We start from the raw sequence: 14,492 nt of genomic DNA, 5'->3' as shown, positions 1-14,492 counted from the left end.
GTTTCCCTCCGAAACCTCCTTTCCTTTTTCGCAAGTTTCTCGCGGTCGTCGCTGCGGCCGGACTGCTCTCCTCCTGCTCCCTCTGGCCGGGCTACAAGAAGCCGGCGGTGGACATGCCGGTCAACTGGAAGATCGAAGAGCCGTTTCGCGTCAGCAAGCCGAACGACGCCGCGCCCAAAGGGGTCTGGTGGCGGCGCTTCGGCGACCCGCAGCTCGACGCGCTGATCGGCAAATCGCTCGCCGACAGCCCGACGCTCGCCGCTGCGAGCGCGCGCGTGGCGCAATCGCGGGCGCTCCTCGCCTCGGCGAGCTCGGCGATGTTCCCGAGCGTCAATTTCGGCACGCGCATCGCGAACGAGCGGATCTCGGCGCACCGCCCGCTCACGCGCTACGGATCGCCGAACTTCCAGACGATCCAGGAAAACTACGTGCTGCAGCTCGGCGTCACGTACGAAGCCGATCTCTTCGGCCGTGTGCAGCGCACGATCGAAGGCGCGCGCGCCTCGTCCGAGCAGAGCGCGGCCGACTACGAGAACACGCGGCTGCTGCTGACGACCGATCTCGCCAACGCGTATTTCAACCTGCGCCAGACCGACATCGAGATCGACGTGCTGAACCAGTCGATCGAGCTCCAGCGCCGATCGCTCGGATTCCTCAGCAACCGCCGCGAGCTCGGCGCCGCCTCGGGGCTCGAGGTCGCGCAGCAGCAGACGCTGATCGATGCGACGCTGACCCAGCTCGACCTGCTGCGCCGCCAGCGCTCGCAGTTCGAGAACGCGATCGCGACGCTCACCGGCACGCCCGCGCCGCAGTTCTCGCTCGCGGCCGACGCGAAGCGCGTGCCGCCGCCCGACATCCCGATCGGCGTGCCGTCCGACATCCTCGAGCGCCGCCCGGACGTCGCTTCGGCCGAGCGCGCGATGGCCGCGGCGAACGCGCAGATCGGCATCGCCCGGGCCGCGTTCTATCCGAGCATCGTCCTCGGCCCGTCGATCGGCTACCAGAGCAACAGCCTCGGCCATCTCTTCGATGCGTCGAGCAACATCTGGTCGCTGGGCGTCTCAATCCTCCAGCCGCTGTTCACCGCGGGGCGGCTGAACGCCAACCTCGATTTCGCCAAGGCGGGCTACGACCTCACGGTCGCCAACTACCGGCGCGTCGTGCTCACGGCGATGCAGGAGGTGGAAGACGGCATCCTCGGCGGCGCCGCGCTCGAGCGCGCGTACAACCAGTCGCTGACGGCCGTGGACAGCGCGCGCCGCGTGCTCGACCTCGCGAACACGCGCTACGAAGGCGGTGTCGCGACCTACCTCGACGTCATCACCGCGCAGCAGGCGCTGCTCAACGGCGAGCGCACCGCGAGCCAGATCCACGGCCAGCGCCTGCTCCTCGCGGTCTTCCTGGTGAAAGCCCTCGGCGGCGACTGGGAAGGCGCCACCACCCTCGGCAGCCGCTAGATCAAAGTCGTGAGCCCGACCACACCCGTCTGTCGCTCCTGCCGCGCCCCGCTCGACCCGCTGACGCAGCGGCGTGGGGTCGGCTATTGCGATGCCGCCGCGTGCCGGCACAAGGCGGCGGACGCGCGCACGTCGCTCATCCGGAAAGCCCTCGCCGCCGCCGCGCCGGCCGCGGCCGCCGCGCAACTGCCGCATCTTTCGAAGCCGCCTGCACCGGTCGTCTGGCTGAAACGCTGGGAACCGGAGATCGTCGAGACCACCCGGGAAGAGCGCGACGCGCATCGCGCTTACCTGGAAGCCGTGGTCGCAGAGAACCGCACGATCGACCGCGGCCGCCTCTCCCCTTCGACCGCCGACGACCGCCACCCGCAGGGCGCCCGCCTCTGCGGACAGTGCCGCGGCCGCTGCTGCGAGCACGGAGGGGATTGGCGTGCGTTCCTCGACATCACGGTGCTGGAGCGCTGGCGCGCAGAGGCGCCCGAACGCACCTTTCAGGACGCGGTCGAGGCCTACCTGGCGATGCTGCCGGCGGCGCACGTCGACGGCGCATGCCTGTACCAGACCACCGCCGGCTGCGCGATGCCGCGCGAGCGCCGCGCCGAGATCTGCAACGGCTTCGCGTGCGATGCGCTGGAAGCGGTGCAGAAAGCCGCCGCCTCGGACCCCGCCGCCGCGGTGCTCGCGATCACCTTCGATCGCGATCGCGTCGACCGCGCCGCGGTCATCGAGCGCGGCGCGACGCACCCGGTCGATCTCGAAGCGCAGCTCCCCCAAAGACGGATAACGGCGCAATTTCCGGATTCCTGAGGCACAACCCTCAATATCTCCCCGCACGCGCCGATAACCACTCGACGCCGGAATCACGGGTACGGCGCCGCCGTTTGTCCGCAATGCGTGCGCAGGCCCTGCGGTCGCGCAGCCGCGAAGAACAAGCCCCTGGCGGGGAAGGAAAGATCGGGCGTAAGCAACGAGATGGACCTGGCTTTCGACATCGAAGAAGTCGAGTCGCGCGTGCGCAGCCTTGCGCCGCTCGTGAAGCGCATTGCGAAGCACATCGCGGCGAGCATGCCCGGATCGGTCGACCAGGGAAGGCTCGTCCAGGCGGGCATGGCCGGCCTGCTCGAGGCCGCGCGCCGCTATCACGGCGGCCCGGGCCCCGATTTCGATTCGTACGCCGTCCCCCGCATCCGCCGCGAGATCATCGATTCGCTCCAGGGCTCACCGACGGTGGCCGTCGACGTGCGCCGCCGCATGCGCGACGCCGAAGCCATGATCGCCATGCTGGAGCGCCAGAAAGGCCGCCCCCCGACCGACGCCGAGGTCGCCAAGGCGCTGAGAATCGGCATCGACGAATACCGCGATCTCCTGCGCGAGGCGCACGGCCACCAGATCGTCTATCACGACGACGCCGCGGCCGAGGCCGAGGACCCGCTGAGTCTCCTCGAAGACCCCAAGCTGCGCGACACCGTGATCAAGGCGATCGACGCGCTGCCCGAGCGCGAGCGCCTCGTCATGAGCCTGTACCACGAGCACCGGCTCAACCACGCCGAGATCGGCGCGGTCCTCGGCCTGTCCGAGCCGCAGGTCTCGGAGATGTACACCCAGGCGATCGCGCGCATCCGCGCGGCGCTCTGGAAGCGTTAGAACGCTCTCTGCCAAGCATTGATGCGTTGTCCGTGGAGCGCGTGAAGGCGGCGGGTCGGATCTGCCGCCGCATCCCGGATGAGACTGCTTAAGCCCCCGCAAACTGCGCGAGGTGCAGCTTCTCCTGCTCGTAGTAGTTCTTGCGGAACTGCGCGTACGCGGCTTCGTGCAGCGCGACTGCTTCGGGCGCCAGGTCGGCGCTGGGCCGCTCGGGCAGCGGCTCGAAATGGCCCCAGCGATCCTTACCCCGTACGAGCTGCGCGTAGATCCGGTGCGAGCCGGTGAGGCGGCAGTGCGCGGGGATGTAGCTGATGCCGAAGCCGACGCGCCGATGCGACGCGCGGTTCGGCGCCGAGCGATGCAGGCACAGCGTGTGGTGCAGCGAGCACTGGCCCGCGCGGAGCTCCATCGCCACCGCGTCGCGCTCGTCGACCGGCTCGACGATCTCCTGCCCCGCGCCGTTGATGCTGTGCTCGAGCCGCTTCGCCTCGTGATGGTACTGCCGCGGATTGCCGTGCTGCGTGACGACGTCCATGCAGCCCGCCTCGCTGCTCGCGTCGGTCAGCGCCACCCACGCCGTGACGTGCTCGAGCGGGTCGAGACCGAAATAGGTCGCGTCCTGGTGCCACGCGGTGAAAGCCGGGCTGTTCGCGTCCTTGATGAAGAACGTGCTCCAGTAGACGAGGATGTCGGGCCCGATGACGTCCTCGACGATGTCGAGGATGCGCGGATGCCGCACCAGATCGTTCGCCCACTGAAGGTAGATGTGCGTCGCGCCGCGCCACTTCATCTCGCCCTTGTTGAGCGGCGCGCCCAGCGCCGCCTCGGTACGCTCCAGCGCCGCGAGCGCGCCGGCAGCTTCCTGCAATGTGAGCGCGGGTATGGGAAACAGGTAACCGTCAGCGCGATAGTCGCGCACCTGCTGCTCGCTCAGGACCTTCATGCGGTGCTCCTCTCTGTGGCTACTCGCCCTTGATGCCCGCGTCGCGGATCACCGCCGCAAGCTGCGCGGTTTCGGCCGAGATCAGCTTTTTCAGCTCGGCCGGCGTGCTCGGCTTCGGATCGAGCCCGAGCCGGGTCATCGCACCGGCGACGCCCGGATCCTGGATCGCCTTGTGCGTCTCATGCACGATGCGGTCCACGATCGCCTCAGGCGTCGCCGCCGGCACCAGGAACGCGAACCACGCGACGGCCTCGAAATCGGCATAGCCGAGCTCGGCGATGGTCGGCAGGTTCGGCGTCACCTTGTGGCGCACCGGGCCGGTCGTCGCCAGCGCGCGCAGCTTGCCGGCGTTGACGAGCGCGATCGTCGACGGCACGGCGCCGATCATCAGGTTCACCTCGCCGCCGAGGAGCGCCGCGATGGCGGGCCCGGCGCCTTTGTAAGGTACGTGGGTCATGTCGAAGCCGGCGCGCCGTTTGAGCAGCTCCGCGACCAGATGCAGCGAGCCTCCGACGCCGCTCGAGCCGTAGGTGAGCTTGCCTTGCCGCTCGCGCGCGATCGCGACGAATTCCTTGAAGCTCTTCGCCGGGAACGCCGGCGGCACGAGCACGATGTGCTCGTGAGTCGCGGTCGTGGTGACCGGCTGCAAGCCTTTCTGCACGTCGTACGGCAGCTTGTAGAGGCTCGGCGCGGCGGTGAGCTGAGTGCTCAGCGCGAGCAGCACGGTATGGCCGTCAGGGTTCGCGCGGACCGCGGACTCGACCGCGAGATTGCCGCCGGCGCCCGCGCGATTGTCGACGACCCAGGTCTGTCCCATCGTTTCGCCGAGCTTCGGCGCGAGGATACGCGCGAGCGCATCGGTGCTGCCGCCCGGCGGAAATCCGAGGATCAGCCGCACCGGCCGGGTCGGATAGGGGGCGTCCGCCGCGTGGGATGCCGCAGCGACGAAGAGAAGTATCGCGAGCGCGCGCATGTCAGTGAATGATGTAGCCGCCGTCGACGACGAGGTCCTGTCCCATGAGGAACGCCGCTTTGGTGGTCGCGAGATAGAACGCGACCTCGGCGATCTCGTCGGGCTCGCCGAAACGACCCGCGGGCACCTTGTCCATGAGCTTCTGCGTATCCTCCGCCGAGCGGGTGAGGCTGCGTCCGGTCTCGATCGGGCCGGGGCTGATCGCATTGACGATGATGTTCTCGCGCCCGAGCTCGTACGCCATCGTCTTCGTGAGATGGATGAGCGCGGCCTTGGTGAGGCCGTACAGCGCGCGCTGGTCGAAGGTGACGTGCCCCATCTGGCTCGCGATGTGAATGATGCGCCCGCCGCCCTGCTTCCTCATGAGCGGCAGCGCCGCCTGGCTCGCGAAGAACGGCGACGCGAGGTTGACCGCCACCACGCGATCGAACGTCTCGCGCGTGTAATCGCCGAAGTTGTGCGACGCTCGCAGCCCCGCATTGTTGACGAGGATGTCGACGCGTCCGAAGCGCTTTTCGGCTTCGGCGATCATGCGCTCGGCGCCGTCCTTCGCGGTGAGATCGATCGCAGCGCTTTCGGCGCGCGGTGCGCCCAGGTCCCTGCACGCCTTCGCCGTCGCCGCGAGCTGCTCCTCGGTGCCGCCTTCGGCGATCACGAACAGCGACGCACCCGCTCTCGCGTAGCGCTTCGCGATCGCGGCGCCGATACCGCGCGGGCTCGATGCGCCGCTCACCACTGCAACCTTGCCTTCAAGCTCCGCCATCGGTTTCGAATCCTTGGGTGAACCCGCGCACATCGCCGACGTTCTCGAACGACATCACGGCGCGGTATAGATCGTCCCTGCGCTCGGGCGTGAGACGGCCTTCGACGCACGCGTCGAGCTTCGCCTTGTGCAGCGCGGGCGCGAGCGGCACGCCCGGGTCGTGACCGACCGGCCGGCGGATCGTGCCTTCGAGACGCCGGCCATCCGCGAGCGTCAGGCGAATCGCGGCGCCCGAGTCTCCGAGCTCGCGGCGCAGCGTCTCGTCGAACGGTATCGGCGTCACGCGCGTCATGACCTCCTGCGTGCGGCGATCGAGGTAACTCTCCCCGTCGAAGTGCGAAAGCGTCACCGCCCGGTCGGTCACCGCGCGAGCCAGCACGTACTGCACCGAGAGCTTCGCGTCCAGCGCACTGCGCGGCTGCGGCCGGTCGGTGTGCTCGAGCCGCAACGGCGGCACGCGCGCTTCGATCGCGCTGACCTGCTCCGGTGTGATCGCGTTCGACTTCACGAGGTCGAGCATGAGATCGACCGCCGCCTGTGTGCTCAGGCAGCACGGATACTGCTTCACCTGGATGCCCGGCGTCTCAATCTCCCACGGCGCACCCCACTTCTCGAGCAGCCGCTCGACGCTGTAGTGGCCGCTGCCGTTGAAGACCTCGAGGAAGCCTTGGCGGTGCTCCAGTGCGTCCGCGTTGCCCGTGAAACCTTCACGCGCGAGCTCGGCCGCGAGCAGACCGCTGCGGGCGCAGTTGCCGACGTGCATCGGCTTGCCCATCGATCCCAGGTTCGATTTCACACCGGCGGCGAGCGATGCGCAGAGCGCGATGGCCCGCGTCGTCTGCTCTGCGTCGAGACCGAGCAGGCGCGCGCACGCCGCGGCGGCCCCGAACACGCCCAGCGTCGCCGTCGGATGCCAGCCCTTCTCGTAGTGATGGAAGTTCACCGCGCGGCCGAGCGCGGTCTCGAGCTCGAACCCGGCCACGTAAGCCGTCAGCGCGTCGCGGCCGCTCGCGCGGCGCTCCTCGGCGAGCGCGACCAGCGCCGGCAGGATCGGCGCGGAAGGATGGCCGCCGAGGTTCTCGGTGCAGTCGTCGTAATCGAGCACGTTGGCGGCGATGCCGTTCGCGAACGCCGCGTCGAGCGCGCGTGCGCGGCGGGTCGTTCCCCAGACCAGCGCTACACCGGCGCCGTCGAGCGCCACGCGGCGCGCGATGCGAGCGGCTTCGTCATCCGCGCCGGCGATACCGACCGCGATCGTGTCGAGCAGCCCGATCTTCGCGCCGGTGAGCGCGCCGGCCGTCAGGTCCTCGAAGCGGGTCGCGACGACTTTGTTCGCGAGCTCTTGTGCAAGCGTCATGGATTACTCGAGCTTCACGCCGGCCGCGCGGATCACCGTGCCCCACTTCTTCAGCTCCGCGCTGATGAAGGCCGCGAACTCCGCGGGGGAGTCCGCGATCGTGTCGGCGCCGACACCGGCGAAGCGCTCGCGCACGTCGGGGGCGTTCATCGCCTTCACCATCTCGGCGTGCAGCCGGTCGACGATCGCCTTCGGCGTGCCCGCGGGCGCATGAAAGCCGTACCACGAGCCGACTTCCATGCCGGACAATCCCGACTCCTTCATCGTCGGCACGTCGGGCAGCAGCGGCGAGCGGCCGGGACGCGCGGCGGCGAGTCCGCGCAGCTTGCCGGCTTTCACCTGCGGCACGAGGAGCGGCGGGCTCTCGATCGCGATCTGCGCTTCGCCCGCGATCAGCGCCGGCAGCGAAGTCGCCGAGCCCTTGTAAGGCACGTGCGTCAATTGAATCCCGGCGACCGCCTGGAACAGCGCGCCCGCGAGATGCGACGGCGTCGCATTGCCCGCCGAAGCGAACAGGTAACCGCCCGGCTTCGCCTTGGCGGCGGCGATGAGCTCCTTCACCGATCTCGCGGGCACCGAAGGATGCACCGCGAGGAAGAACCAGCTCGCCGCGGCGAGCGTGATCGGCGTCAGATCCTTCACCGGGTCGTACGGGAGCTTCGAATAGACGAAGGGACTGATGACGAGCGGCCCGAAGCTGCTCTCGACGATCGTGTAACCGTCCGGCGGCGCTTTGGCGACGATGTCCATGCCGATGTTGCCGCCGGCTCCCGCGCGATTGTCGACGACGACAGGCTGCCCGAAAGAGTCGGAGAGCTTCTGCGCGACCGCGCGCGCGATGATGTCGGTCGGGCCGCCGGGCGGAAAGGTGACGACCACGCGGATGGGCCTCGACGGGTAGCCGCCCGCGCCGGCCGCCGCGCAGGCGGACGCCGCCGCGGCCATGCACGAAACGAACAGCAATACGCGCATGCGCCCTCCGTCAGTGAATGATGTAACCGCCGTCGATGACGATGTCGGTGCCCTGCATGAACGCAGGCGCCGTGGTCGCGAGAAAGTACGCGAGATCGGCGATCTCCTCGGGCTCCCCGACGCGTCCGGCGGGCACGTACTGCTCGACGCGCTTCTGCGTGACTTCGGCCGGACGCGAGAGGATCGGACCGGTCGCGACAGGACCGGGGCTGATCGCGTTGACGATGATGTTGTCGCGGCCGAGCTCGTACGCCATCGACTTGGTGAGATGGATGATCGCCGCCTTGGTGAGGCCATACACCGCGCGCTTGTCGTACGCGACGTGGCCGAGCTGGCTCGCGGTATGGATGATGCGGCCGCCACCCTGGCGCCGCATGATGGTCAGCACCGCCTGGCTCGCGAAGAACGGCGCGGCGAGATTGACCGCGACGATGCGGTCGAAAATCTCGCGCGTGAACTCGCCGAACCTGATGTGATCGCGGATGCCGGCATTGTTGACGAGCACGTCGACGCGCCCGAACGTTTTTTCGGCGTGCTCGACCATGCGCTCCGCGGCGCCGGTTTCGCCCAGGTCCGAGAGCAGCACTTCCACGCGCTCGGCGCCCAGCTCGCGGCACACCTTCGCGGTCGAATCGAGCTGTTCCTGCGTCGCTTCGGCGACGAGCAGCAGCGACGCGCCGCCGCGCGCGAAGCGCTTCGCGATCTCGTTACCGATGCCGCGCGGCGTCGACGCGCCGGTGACGATCGCGACCTTGCCGCTGAGGCCGCGATCGTCACCGATCGCGGCCTCGCCCCTGTTTTCTTTGAGCTCGCTCATGTCAGAGTTTGAAGCCGTCGGCGAAAGCGCCGAAGTCGTCGATCGTCTCGAGCTTCATGAGGCCCTCGAAAAGCTTCTGCGTGACGGTTTCGCCCCACGCGGGCGTGCCGAGCTCGAAGAACTTGCCGCGCAGCTCTTCCGGCTGGTGCGGGTTCGCGGGCTCGCCTTTGGTGACCTCGCAATGGCCGGTGACGACCGTGCCGTCTTTCAGCGTGACCTTGAGATCGACGAGCTGCTTATCGGGGAAGGCATCGGTGTACGCCTGGTTCGACGTCACGAACACGCGCGACACGAGATCCTGCACCGCCGGATTCGCCACCGCCGCGTCGTCGAAAGCTTGAAGCCCGCCATGGCCGTGATGCAGGATCGTCGCGAGCGCGAACGGCACCGAGAAGCGCGCACCGAAGCTCGTGGTGATGTTCTTGCCTCCGAGGAACGCGCAGAGACTGTAGGCGTCGACGTCGATTCTTTCGACCAGCGCCGGGTCGATGCGGCCGCGCGGCGCTTTCGACCGGGCGTCGAGCAGCGCGTCGATCGCCGAGTGCGCGTAGCGGCCGATGCAGTACAGCTTGAAATAGCTCTGCGTGATCAGCCATTCCCTGCCGAGGTCGCGCACCATGCCTTCGGGGTCGAACTTCTCGGAGTACACGCCGCCGCCGTATACGAAGCCGATGCCGTCGGGCTCGCCGGTGAAGCCGGATTCGACGAGACGCACCGCGATCTGCCCCATGTAGCCCGAGTGCCCGGTGAAGATGTTGCGGACGGTGGATCCCTCGAGCAGCGTGTTGCGGCTCGACGCCATGCCCATCGTGGCGGCGACGTTGAGCAGCTCTTCGAATTGCGCCGCGCCGGCCTTCTTCAGCTTGGCCACCGCGATCGCCGCGCCGATCACGCCGTACGTGCCGTGAGGATGGACCGCGAGCCGCACGTTGGCGGCGCGGCTGATGCGCGCGGAGACTTCGTAGCCCAGCGTGACCGCGAGCAGGAGGTCCGCGCCCGAGGCGCCCATCTCCTGCGCCACGGCCAGCGCGGCGGGCACGACCTGGATGCCGGGGTGGCCTTTGGCGAAGAGGTTGCCTTCGTCGAGCTCGAGCCACGTGCCCGCGGTGCCGTTCAGGAGCGCCGCATCCGGAGAATTGGAGCGCACGCCGGCGCCGATCACCCACGCGTTGCCGGGCGCGGAATTCGCGAGATGACGCTTCACGAATTCGCGCATCTCGGGCATCGCCATGCCCGCGGCGATCACCGGAATGCAGTCCGCGATGATCCAGCGGCCGCGATCGCGCGCGGCGGACGAGAGATCTTCGAGCCGCGTCTCGGCGATGAAGCGCGCCGCCTGCCTGATGTATTCGGGACGCTCGGTCATGTCAGTCCACCTTGATCCCGGTCGATTTGATGACGCCGCCCCATTTCCTGAGCTCGCTTTCGACGAAAGCGCCGTATTGCGCCGGGGTATTCGCGATCGTCTCTCCGCCGACGTTTGCGAAGCCCTGGCGCACGTCCGGCAGCGCCATGATCTTCACCATGTCCGCGTGCAGCTTGTCGATGATCGCCTTGGGCGTGCCGGCGGGTGCGTGGAAACCGTACCACGATCCGGCTTCGAAACCTTTCAGTCCCGCTTCGGTCATGGTCGGCACGTCCGGCAGCAGCGGTGAGCGCTCGCGGCGCGCGGCAGCGAGCGCGCGCAGCTTGCCGGCCTTCACCTGAGGCACGATCGGCGGCGGGCTTTCGATCGCCATCTGCACTTCGCCCGAAACCACGGCCGCGATGCCCGGCGCGGCGCCCTTGTAAGGAACGTGGGTGAGCTTGATGCCCGCGCTCTGCGCGAACAGCGCGCCCGACAGATGCGTCGGGCTCGCGTTGCCCGAGGACGAGTAGGTGATCTCGCCCGGCCGCGACTTGGCGAGCGCGATGAATTCCCTGACGCTCTTCACCGGCAGCGACGGCGTCACGGCCATGAAGTACCAGCTCGTCGCCGCCAGCGTGATCGGCGCGAGATCCTTCACCGGGTCATAGGCGAGCTTGTGATAGACGTACGGCGCGATCGCCATCGGGCCGAAGCTCGACAGCACGATCGTGTAGCCGTCCGGCGGGGACTTGGCGACGAGCTCGGTGCCGAGCGCGCCGCCGGTGCCCGGACGATTGTCGACGATGACCTGCTGCCCCCACAGCTCGCCGAGCTTCTGCGCGACGATGCGGCCGATGACGTCGGTCGCACCGCCGGGCGTGAACGTGACCACCATGCGAACGGGTTTGCCCGGATACGGTGCGGCGCTCTGCGCGAGCGCCATACACGGCGACAAAAGGCTCGCGGCGGCGGCCGCGTACGTGACACAGCGCATCAGCTCCTCGCAATATTCTTGGTGGGTTTGAGCTACATGTTAGGTCAGAACGCGAAGAAGCGCGCGCCGCCGTCGAACGCGATGATGTTGCCGGTGATGTAGCTCGCGCGTGGGCTGGACAGGAACACCGCGAGGTCCGCGAGCTCGTGCGGCTCGCCCATGCGCCCGACCGGCACTTCCTTCTGCGCCCATTCGTTGCGCGATTCCTCGGTCGGCCAGCGCTTGTCGATCTGCTCGCTGCGCAGCTTGCCGGGCTGTATGCAGTTCACCGTGATGCCGTCGCGCGCGACCACCTTGGAGAGCCCCTTCGACCACACGTGCACCGCCGCTTTCGCGGCATGCGCCGCGTTGAGGTTGCGCGGCTCGCGCGTGCCGGTGAGATTGATGACGCGGCCGTAGCGGCCTTGGGTCATGCTCGGGATGCAGGCTTCGGTGAGCTCGCGCAACCGGAAGAAGTTGAGGGTGAGACCTTCCGACCACGCGTCCTTGGCGGCGCCGACCGGCAACGGCCGGCTGCCGCCCGCGGCATTGGCGAGGATGTCGATGTGCCCGAGCTCCTTGAGCGCACGCTCGGCGATGCGGTCGGCGGCGTCGTCCGGATAGAGATCGGCCTGGAGCGGGATCGGGCGCTCGCCTTTCTCGGCGACGATCTCCTGCTGGAGCTCCTCGAGCAGGTTCATGCGGCGCGCGACGATCACGCATTTGACGCCTTCGGCCGCGAGGCCTTTCGCGATGGCGCGTCCGAGGCCCTGGCTCGCGCCGGTGACGATCGCGGTCTTGCCCTTGATGCCCAGTTCCATGTTCGTCTCCTTGTCAGTTCGCCTTGATGGCGAGTTTCTTGAGGATCGGCGTCCACTTCCTGCGCTCGGCGACGAGGAAATCGCTGAACGACGACGGCGGGCCGCCCATCACCTGCGCGCCCGAGGCGCTCATGCTGTTGAAGTATTCGGGATCCTTGATCGCTTCGTTCGCGGCGGCGTTGATCGCGGCGATCACGCTCTTCGGCGTCTTCGCCGGCACCACGAGCCCATGCCCGATGTTCGACTCGAAACCCGGCAGGCCGCTCTCTGCGAACGTCGGCACGTCGGGTATCGACTGCGCGCGGGACGCGCTGGCGATCGCCAGTCCCTTGAGGCGCCCGCTCTTGATGTGACCGACCGCGGTGAGCGTCGCGTCGAACAGGATCTGGATCTCGTTGCCCATCAGCGCCGCCGCGGCGGGCGCGCCGCCTTTGTACGGCACGTGGGTCAGCTCGACGTTGGCCCGCGCCTTGAGGAGCTCGCCCGCGAGATGCGTGGACGAGCCCGCGCCGCCCGAGCCGAAGTTGAACGTGCCGGGTTTCGCGCGCGCCAGCGCGATGAGGTCGGACACCGTTTTCGCCGGCAGCGACGGATTGACCAGCAGGACGTGCGGCGTCTTGCTGATGAAGATCGCCGAAGCGAAATCCTTGTCGGCGTCGAACGGCAGATCCGAGTACAGGATCGGGTTGACTGCGAGCATCGGATGGAACGCGAAGAGTATGGTGTGCCCGTTCGGCGTTGCGTTCGCCACCGTCGACGCGGCGACGCTGCCGCCGGCGCCGGGGAGGTTCTGCACCACGACAGTCTGCCCCCATTTTCGGCTCAGGCGTTCGGCGAGGCGGCGCGCGTTGACGTCGGCCGCGCCGCCCGCGGGGTTCGCGCCGACGATGCGCACCGGCTGTGATGGAAACGCCTGCGCCGCCCCTGCTGTTCCGCTGCAAGCGGCCGCGCCGCATGCGGCGGCGATGCCCATGCGCACGATGCTCCTCCTGAAGTTCACTGCTCCTCCTCAGCGCCTGCGGGCGCCCTTACGGTTCCCCGCCTTGCGCGTGAGACGCATGAGCTCGCCGGCGTCCTCGCACGCATGGATGCGCGCGACGAGATCGACGATGCGCTCCGCGTTCGATGGCCCGACGACCGGCTCCGCCAGCGTCATGAATTTTTCTTCGAGCTCGGCGTCCGACATCGGGACCTGGATCGACCCTTTGGGATAGTCGACCTGCGACACTAGCCGGCGATCGTCGTCGAGCTTCATCGTCATGCGGCACGACACGCCTCTCGGCAGCGTCTCGTCCACGGTGATGAACGTGCGGCTCATGAGCCGCTGTATGGTCGCGTCGCGCAGATGCCGGTCGGTGTATTGCGCGAGCAGCGCACGCCCTTCCTTGAGCGCGACCGCCACCGAATACGGCAGGCTCAACTGAGCCGCGTGAAAGTTCTTCGGCGCCTTCTCGCCGTGCTTGCTCACCCAGAAGGGATGGCGCGCGACCTCGATGCGCTCCACGCGCGCGAGATCGGGCGCATGCTTGCTCCGGAGGTCTAGCGCGCAATCGATCGCGTTGTGGATCGGCCGCGCGCAGGCGTACGGCTTGAATTCGATGTCGAGGCGATAGGGCCTGTCGAGATCCGCGGTCAGCTCGCTCATGTCCGCGGCGTCGGTGTAGGCCTTCAGGAAACCGCGCCGGCCTTCGAAGATGTAGGCCTGGCCGGTATAGCCGAGCGCCGCCATGCGCACCGCGGTGATCGCGCCGCGCGCGGCAGGCCCGGGGCCGAAGCGCTTCTGCATCGAAGGCCCCTGGAACTCGAGCACGCCCGAAGCCTGCGCGCCGGCGAGGCCGATGGCCGATACGAGCTTCTTCGCGGGCAGCCCCAGCAGCTTCGCCGCGGCGACCGTCGCGCCGAACACGCCGCACGTCGGCGTGGTGTGATAGTTGCGCTCGCGCAGGGAAGGATTGGCGGCGCGGCTCACGCGCTCCATCATCTCGCAGCCCGCCGCGAGCGCGGCGAGGAGCTGCTTGCCGTTCGCACCGGCGACTTCCGCGGCGGCGAGCGCGGTCGAGAACACCGGCGGGCTGAAATGGAAATTGGCCAGCACGTCGATGTCGTCGAGCTCGAGGCTGTGCGAGGCGATGGCGTTGGCGAACGCCGCGGCGCCTGCGGGCAATCGCACGCTGTCGCCGATCACGGTCGCTTCCGGCGTGCCGCCGTCGTGCTTCACGAGCTCGCGAGCGATCGCCCCGCTCTCGCTCGCGCTGCCGCCGATGGCGACGCCGAGATAGTCGAGGAGCAGGCGCTTCACCGCTTTGCGGGAGTCTTCGGGCAGGCGCGCATAGCGCAGGCCGAGGAAGTGCCCGGACAGCGTCGTCGAGATCGAAGCCTGTAAAGGCTCGGGCGTGCGTACCGCTTCGAGGACTGCGGCCATGC

At 68.4% G+C, this 14,492-nt stretch carries 14 protein-coding genes; 3 read left to right on the top strand and 11 right to left on the bottom strand.

The genetic code is table 11. The annotated features are described in order from the left end of the window. Positions 1-62: 62 nt before the first annotated feature. From VHP37_14300 to VHP37_14290, 3 genes are all read left to right on the top strand, one after another. Entirely contained in the window at positions 63-1,457 is a 1,395-nt protein-coding gene (locus VHP37_14300) for an efflux transporter outer membrane subunit (GenBank protein HEX2827518.1), read from the top strand. Positions 1,458-1,466: 9 nt separating this feature from the next. Further along, the gene (locus VHP37_14295) at positions 1,467-2,264 is read left to right on the top strand and encodes a hypothetical protein (protein ID HEX2827517.1); all 798 of its coding nucleotides are present in this window, start codon (positions 1,467-1,469) and stop codon (positions 2,262-2,264) included. A gap of 165 nt (positions 2,265-2,429) precedes the next feature. After that, positions 2,430-3,101 (top strand): sigma-70 family RNA polymerase sigma factor, encoded by a 672-nt coding sequence (locus VHP37_14290; protein HEX2827516.1) that lies wholly within the window; start codon positions 2,430-2,432, stop codon positions 3,099-3,101. An 88-nt stretch (positions 3,102-3,189) separates the two neighbouring features. On the opposite strand, the gene VHP37_14285 is transcribed toward VHP37_14290, so the two are convergent. The 11 genes from VHP37_14285 to VHP37_14235 are packed head-to-tail and all read right to left on the bottom strand — an operon-like array spanning position 3,190 to position 14,490. Beyond that, positions 3,190-4,044, bottom strand: a complete 855-nt coding sequence (locus tag VHP37_14285; GenBank protein ID HEX2827515.1) for a phytanoyl-CoA dioxygenase family protein — start codon at positions 4,042-4,044, stop codon at positions 3,190-3,192. A 19-nt stretch (positions 4,045-4,063) separates the two neighbouring features. Beyond that, positions 4,064-5,017 (bottom strand): tripartite tricarboxylate transporter substrate binding protein, encoded by a 954-nt coding sequence (locus tag VHP37_14280; protein ID HEX2827514.1) that lies wholly within the window; start codon positions 5,015-5,017, stop codon positions 4,064-4,066. A gap of 1 nt (position 5,018) precedes the next feature. Beyond that, positions 5,019-5,780, bottom strand: a complete 762-nt coding sequence (locus VHP37_14275; GenBank protein ID HEX2827513.1) for a glucose 1-dehydrogenase — start codon at positions 5,778-5,780, stop codon at positions 5,019-5,021. Continuing rightward, complete coding sequence (locus tag VHP37_14270) at positions 5,767-7,137, bottom strand: MmgE/PrpD family protein (protein HEX2827512.1); 1,371 nt, start codon at positions 7,135-7,137, stop codon at positions 5,767-5,769. The genes VHP37_14275 and VHP37_14270 overlap by 14 nt, the downstream gene beginning before the upstream one ends. A gap of 3 nt (positions 7,138-7,140) precedes the next feature. Then, a complete protein-coding gene (locus VHP37_14265) occupies positions 7,141-8,109 on the bottom strand; it encodes a tripartite tricarboxylate transporter substrate binding protein (GenBank protein ID HEX2827511.1) in 969 nt (322 codons plus the stop codon). A gap of 10 nt (positions 8,110-8,119) precedes the next feature. After that, positions 8,120-8,926, bottom strand: a complete 807-nt coding sequence (locus VHP37_14260; protein HEX2827510.1) for an SDR family oxidoreductase — start codon at positions 8,924-8,926, stop codon at positions 8,120-8,122. Between the two features lies 1 nt (position 8,927). After that, on the bottom strand, positions 8,928-10,292 hold the full coding sequence (locus tag VHP37_14255) for an MmgE/PrpD family protein (protein ID HEX2827509.1): 1,365 nt from the start codon (positions 10,290-10,292) through the stop codon (positions 8,928-8,930). Between the two features lies 1 nt (position 10,293). Then, positions 10,294-11,268, bottom strand: coding sequence for a tripartite tricarboxylate transporter substrate binding protein (locus tag VHP37_14250; GenBank protein HEX2827508.1), 975 nt, complete (start codon positions 11,266-11,268; stop codon positions 10,294-10,296). Positions 11,269-11,312: 44 nt separating this feature from the next. Next, positions 11,313-12,068: an SDR family oxidoreductase gene (locus tag VHP37_14245; protein HEX2827507.1), complete on the bottom strand. Its 756-nt coding sequence runs from the start codon at positions 12,066-12,068 to the stop codon at positions 11,313-11,315. A 13-nt stretch (positions 12,069-12,081) separates the two neighbouring features. Then, a complete protein-coding gene (locus VHP37_14240) occupies positions 12,082-13,068 on the bottom strand; it encodes a tripartite tricarboxylate transporter substrate-binding protein (GenBank protein ID HEX2827506.1) in 987 nt (328 codons plus the stop codon). Positions 13,069-13,077: 9 nt separating this feature from the next. Further along, positions 13,078-14,490, bottom strand: coding sequence for an MmgE/PrpD family protein (locus VHP37_14235; protein ID HEX2827505.1), 1,413 nt, complete (start codon positions 14,488-14,490; stop codon positions 13,078-13,080). Positions 14,491-14,492: the final 2 nt, after the last annotated feature.

Source organism: Burkholderiales bacterium, assembly GCA_036262035.1.
Taxonomy (GTDB): Bacteria; Pseudomonadota; Gammaproteobacteria; order Burkholderiales; family SG8-41; genus JAQGMV01.
The sequence above is the reverse complement of the archived record's forward strand: the minus strand, read 5'-3'. Positions and strand labels throughout refer to the sequence as shown.